This window comes from Acidobacteriaceae bacterium, from assembly GCA_028283655.1.
GTDB lineage: Bacteria > Acidobacteriota > Terriglobia > Terriglobales > Acidobacteriaceae > Granulicella.
On the sequence record JAPWKE010000005.1, the window covers coordinates 1 to 5,673 of the forward strand.

At 60.7% G+C, this 5,673-nt stretch carries 4 protein-coding genes; 2 read left to right on the top strand and 2 right to left on the bottom strand.

Annotation, left to right across the window (positions count from 1 at the left end):
* Positions 1-21: 21 nt before the first annotated feature.
* Positions 22-627: a TetR/AcrR family transcriptional regulator gene (locus tag PW792_17795; protein ID MDE1163782.1), complete on the bottom strand. Its 606-nt coding sequence runs from the start codon at positions 625-627 to the stop codon at positions 22-24.
* Between the two features lie 96 nt (positions 628-723).
* Between PW792_17795 and PW792_17800 the strand changes: the two genes are divergently transcribed.
* Positions 724-1,566: an oxidoreductase gene (locus PW792_17800; protein ID MDE1163783.1), complete on the top strand. Its 843-nt coding sequence runs from the start codon at positions 724-726 to the stop codon at positions 1,564-1,566.
* A 103-nt stretch (positions 1,567-1,669) separates the two neighbouring features.
* On the opposite strand, the gene PW792_17805 is transcribed toward PW792_17800, so the two are convergent.
* Positions 1,670-3,529, bottom strand: a complete 1,860-nt coding sequence (locus PW792_17805; protein MDE1163784.1) for a hypothetical protein — start codon at positions 3,527-3,529, stop codon at positions 1,670-1,672.
* A gap of 269 nt (positions 3,530-3,798) precedes the next feature.
* On the opposite strand from PW792_17805, the gene htpG reads away from it, so the two are divergent.
* Positions 3,799-5,673: molecular chaperone HtpG (gene htpG / locus PW792_17810; GenBank protein MDE1163785.1), on the top strand; the 1,875-nt coding region annotated here is incomplete at its 3' end.

Sequence of the window (5,673 nt, forward strand, 5' to 3'; positions counted from 1 at the left end):
CGTTTCTCAGGACTGATCACGCTAAGCCCGCACTTTAGGGTGGATTTTCTTGCTGATGACTGCGTGTCCGTCTAGAAACTGGCGGTACACGTTATCAAGAAAGGGTTCTTCGAACGTGCCTGAACCAAGCAGCAGGCGGTAGTAGAGTGATCCGTATAAAAGATCAATCGCGGCGTCAACGTCGATGTCGCTACGTAAAGATCCCTCCGCGACGGCGGCCCTCATGATGTTGCGCACGCCTTCACGGCGAGGATCAAGCCAGCGCTCGCGAAATGCGATTGAAAGCTGGGGGTCGGACTGCGCTTCAGCCACGAGAGAACGGATGAGATTGCCTCGTGCACTCCGAAAAAAGGCCGCCTGCAAGTCCAGTTGCTGCCGCAGGCGTTCCAGGGCGTTTCCCGTGTCAGGGAAATCGGTCTCGCTTCCGATTAGAGCCAAGAGCGAGTCCATCACCAAAGCTGCCTTGTTTGGCCAATGCCGATAAAGAGTCATTTTCCCGACACCGGCCTCAGCTGCGATATCGTTTACGCTTACAGACCTGAATCCCCGCTTCGTGACGAGACGCAGAGCTGCCTTGAGTACCGCGTCATGCGCTGCCTGGCTTCGTGGTCGCCCTATCTCCGCCAATATCAGAACTCCGTCGAAAAATATGCAACCGTTACGATACCGAAAGTATCATATGCTCATGGATACGATACTGCGAGTATCGTTTAGGGGGCTTTCATGGACAAAGTAGTCGTTGTCACTGGCGTCAGTAGCGGATTAGGCAAGGCATTCGCCATTGCTTTGCTTCAGGCGGGATTCAAAGTTGTGGGAACTGTACGGAAACAGGAGGCAGTAGAAGAGTTCGAGCGGCTTCAGACGGGTGCAGCGTTCGCACGTGTTCTTGACGTGACGGACGCCCCGGAAAAACTTTCCTCCATGGTGGAAGAAATCGAAGAACACGTTGGGCCGGTCTACGCATTGATCAACAACGCGGGCTACGGACATGAAGGAACGTTGGAAGAAAGCTCGATGGAGGAACTTCGCCAGCAGTTTGAGGTCAATGTTTTCGGGGCTGTTGGGATGATGAAGGCCGTGCTTCCTTTTATGCGCGCACGCCGCGAGGGCCGGATTCTCAATGTAACTTCCATGGGCGGCTTGATGACCATGCCCGGACTCTCGTATTACCACGGTAGCAAGTTTGCCCTGGAGGGCATTTCCTCCTCGCTCGCTAAAGAGGTAAGGCCTCTGGGGATTTTCGTGACTGCTGTTGAACCAGGCATGTTCCGTACTGACTGGGCTGGCCGTTCGATGGTGCGTTCAGAACGCAAGATACCTGATTACGATGCGATCTTCGATCCTATCCGGGCTGCACGGCAAGCGAGGAACGGCAACCAGCCGGGCGATCCGGCAAAGGCCGGAAAGGCAATCGCAACCCTTCTGGTGTCCCCAGAGCCACCTCTGCATCTATTGCTGGGATCGGATGCTTTTGACTTTGTGCAGAAGGAGTTGGAGACACTTCGCGGTGAGTTTTCAAGCTGGGAGCCTCTCACGCGATCCACCAACTTCCAACAAACGGCATAAATGCTTGTTTGCCTCGGACAGGCTCGTTGCCCCCGGAGCCTGTTCGAGACTGATGAGTCGCGATAAGTCGGCTTCCCAGACGGTATGCCGGCTTCCCCAGCCACTAAACCCCAATCCCCATCATCCGCACAATCGCCAGCGCATTCGAGCTCTGATTTACCCCTGGCTTCAGCCGGTAATCAAACGCCAGCGGATCGCTCGCGTCCGCACTCGCCATATGCACGTTCACTGCACACAGCTCGGCGAACTCTCCCATCTCCGTCAGCGTCAGGTCATGTGTCGACAGAGCGCCCACCGCGCCGTGACCCACCAGCGCCCGCGTCACCGCCTCCGCCGCGACTTTGCGGTCCAGCGAGTTCGTCCCGCTGAAGATCTCGTCGATCAGAAACAGCACCCGCACCTCGCCCGCGCTGCGAGCGGCCTCGAGGATCGCATGCAGACGCTCCACCTCTGCAAGAAACTTGCTCCTGCCCTCCGCCAGCGAATCGCTCAGCGCAATCGACGCTCCAATCACCAACGGCGATATCCTCGCCCGCGTCGCGCGAATCGGCGCACCCGTCGCAGCCAGCACCGCATTCGCTCCCACCGACCGCAGCAGCGTCGACTTGCCCGCCATGTTCGATCCGCTGATCAGATACACCCTCGTCTCCGCGTTCAACGCCACATCGTTCGCCACCGCGTTCGCAGGCAATAGAGGATGCGCCAGCGTCGTCGCCTCGAAGACCGCCGTGCCTTCGTCGAGAATCTCCGGATACGTGTTCTCCGGATGCTCATACGCATACGTCGCCAGCGCGCTCAGCGCCTCGAACTCCGCCCACGCCGTCAGCCACAGCATCATCGCCGCCGCGTTTCTCCGCTTCCACATCGCAATCGAGATGGCCGCATGCGTCCCCGCGCACAGCAGCAGCGAAGGAATCAGGAACCACTCCTTCGTCCTCTGCTCCACGATCACGAACTGCTGCTGAATCTTCTTCAGCAGCCGCACCGCATCGCCCGGCGTCGCCATCACCTGCTTCAGCTCGCGCAGACGCTGCGACGTGAAGTTCTCGCCCTGCACCAGCTCCAGTCCATCGCGAAACAGCTGCATCTGCGCCGAGATACTCTTCGACGACTCCAGCAGCGGCAGCACCCTCTTGCGCAGCGTCAGCGCAATCGTCGCCTGGATCGCCAGCGCGCAGACAATATTCGGCCTCGCCACATCCCACGGCAGCACATGCGCCAGCCCCAGGATCGTCAGCAGCACCACCACCGTCGTCGTCGCCACCATGCCCACACGGCCTGCCCGATGAAACACCGGCGCAGGCTCATCCAGCCACTTGTCGAAGAACGCCGCCGGCACCTGCTGAAACCGCGACGGCCCAAGCATCGCAATCCGCTCGCGCAGATCGTTCCTCCCCGTCAGCTCCTCGATCGCCGCCCGCCGCGCCAGAATCGCATCACGAATGTCGCCCGCATCACGAGCACCACCCGCCCCGCGCGCCTTCCCCGCATCGCGATACAGCAGCAGCTTCGCCAGCCCCCGCTGCCCCACGCCCGTCCTCACCGTATCCAGCATGCCAAACAACGAGTCCGCGCCCAGCACATTCAGATCGCGCTCATACAGGTGGCCCTCCACGCGAAACTCCTCGCCTGTATTGCCCGACTGCGTCTTCGTCCCGTCGATGCGCCCCACCGCCAGCTCATAGTGCACAAACAGCCGCAGCGTGCGATCGCGCAGACGCATCATGTGCAGGTACAGCGGAATCACCGCCACCGTCGCCGCCAGCACCACCAGCAGCGGCGTTCCCGTCACCACACCGCGCAGCAACAGGTACAGCAACACGCCCGCCAGCACAAAGCCCGCGATCATCGCCTTCTGCAGAACGTCCGTCCGCGAGAAGTAACGCTTGTACGCCGCATCCAGAACCGCAAGCCGCGCAGGATAAAACGTCACTGCCGGTTCAACATCCGCCATCATGTTCATCGCCCTTCATCCTACCGCCGCCACTATCCGAGTGCCCCATTCATGGCGCGAAGCGACATGAATGGGCCCGCCACTACCTCTAAAAACTCATCTCGACCGAAGGCGCAAAGCGCCGCGCAGCGGAGAGACCGCTGGTCCCCAGCGAGCTTTGCTCATTGGGGTGGAAGAAACCCGTTTCTCCACCAAAAAGGCCAGCCTCACCACAGCCTCCCTGCCCACAGACCCCGCCCCAAACGCCAATCCCCATGTTTTGGCAAAATAAGAGAGCTATGTCCAAGCAACAATTCCAGACCGAAGTCTCCCAGCTGCTCCAGCTGATCGTCCATTCCCTTTACTCGCACCCCGAGATCTTCCTGCGCGAGCTGATCTCCAACTCCTCCGATGCGCTCGACAAGCTGCGCCACCTCACCCTCACCGACGACACCTACAAGGCGCTCCTCGGCTCCACCATCGCCTCCCCGCGCATCGACCTCGACCTCAACGAGGAGGCCAAGGCCCTCACCATCTCCGACACCGGCATCGGCATGAACGAGGAAGACCTCATCGCTCACCTCGGCACCATCGCCCGCTCCGGCACCAAGAACTTCCTCTCCCAGCTCTCCGGCGACGCCAAGAAGGACTCCAACCTCATCGGACAGTTCGGTGTCGGCTTCTACTCCGTCTTCATGGTCGCCGACAAGGTCGAAGTCTTCTCCCGCAAGGCCGGTGAAGACAAGACGTATCGCTGGACCTCCGACGGCAAGACCGGCTTCGAGATCGAAGAGGCCACCGGCTCCAACGCCCGCGCCACCGCCGGTACCACCGTCCTCATCCACTTCAACGAAGAGGGCGCGCCCTACGCCAACTCCTGGCGCCTGCAGGAGATCGTCAAGAAGTACTCCAACCACATCGCCTTCCCCATCTTCCTCACCTACGACAAGAGCGACTGGGACGCCGAGAAGAAGGAGTCCACCAAGTCCCGCGTCACCGAGCAGGTCAACGCCGCCTCCGCCATGTGGCAGCGCTCCAAGTCCGAGCTCACCGACGACGACTACAAGGAGTTCTACAAGTCCATCACCGGCGACTGGGAAGACCCCCTCTTCTGGTTCCATACCCGCGCCGAAGGCACCCTCGAATACACCACCCTCTTCTACATCCCGGCCAAGGCCCCCATGGACCTCTACCAGGCCGAGTACAAGGGCGGCATCAAGCTCTACGTCAAGCGCGTCTTCATCATGGACGACTCCAAGGAGCTGCTCCCGCAGTACCTCCGCTTCGTCCGCGGCATCATCGACTCCGAAGACCTTCCGCTCAACGTCTCCCGCGAGATCCTGCAGCAGAACAAGGTCCTCAACACCATCAAAACCGCCAGCGTCAAAAAGATCCTCTCCGAGCTGAAGAACATCGCGGCCAACGACAAGGACAAGTACGCGCAGTTCATCGCCGAGTACAACCGCCCCCTCAAGGAAGGCGTCTACGGCGACTTCGCCAACCGCGAGACGCTCCTCGACCTCGTGCGCTTCAAGTCCTCCAGTGTCGAAGGCCTCACCTCGCTCGCCGAGGCCCGGGAGCGCATGCAGCCCGAGCAGAAGGCGCTCTACTACATCACCGGCGGCAACGAGAGCCTGCTCCGCAACTCGCCCCTCCTCGAGGTCTATAAGAAGAAGGGCATCGAAGTCCTCATCCTCGACGACGACATCGACGAGATCGTCTTCTCCAGCGTCCCCAAGTACGGCGACATCGACCTGAAGGCCGTCAACAAGTCCACCACCTCCGACGACCTCAAGGACGACTCCACGCCCGAGCAGGCCGCCGAAAAGGCCGAGGCCCTCAAGCCCCTGCTCGAAAAGATCAAGGCCACCCTCGGCGACAGCGTCAAGGAGGTCCGCGCCTCCTCCCGCCTCGCCGACAGCCCCTCGGTCATCGTGTCGGACGAAGACGAACCCTCCGCCCGCATGCGCCAGATGATGCAGGCCATGGGACAGAAGAACCTGCCCGACCTGCAACCCACCCTCGAGATCAACCCCGACCACGAGATCATCCGCAAGCTACTAGCCAACCCCGAAGAGACCAAGGTAGCCGACGCCGCCTGGCTCCTCTTCGACCAGGCGCTGCTACTAGAAGGCGTGCCGCTAAAAGACCCCACCACCTTCGTCCAACGCCTC

Coding starts and splice junctions, on each gene's coding strand:
- PW792_17800 (MDE1163783.1), top strand. CDS start 724: ATGGACAAAGTAGTCGTTGTCACTGGCGTCAGTAGCGGATTAGGCAAG.
- PW792_17805 (MDE1163784.1), bottom strand. CDS start 3,529: ATGAACATGATGGCGGATGTTGAACCGGCAGTGACGTTTTATCCTGCG.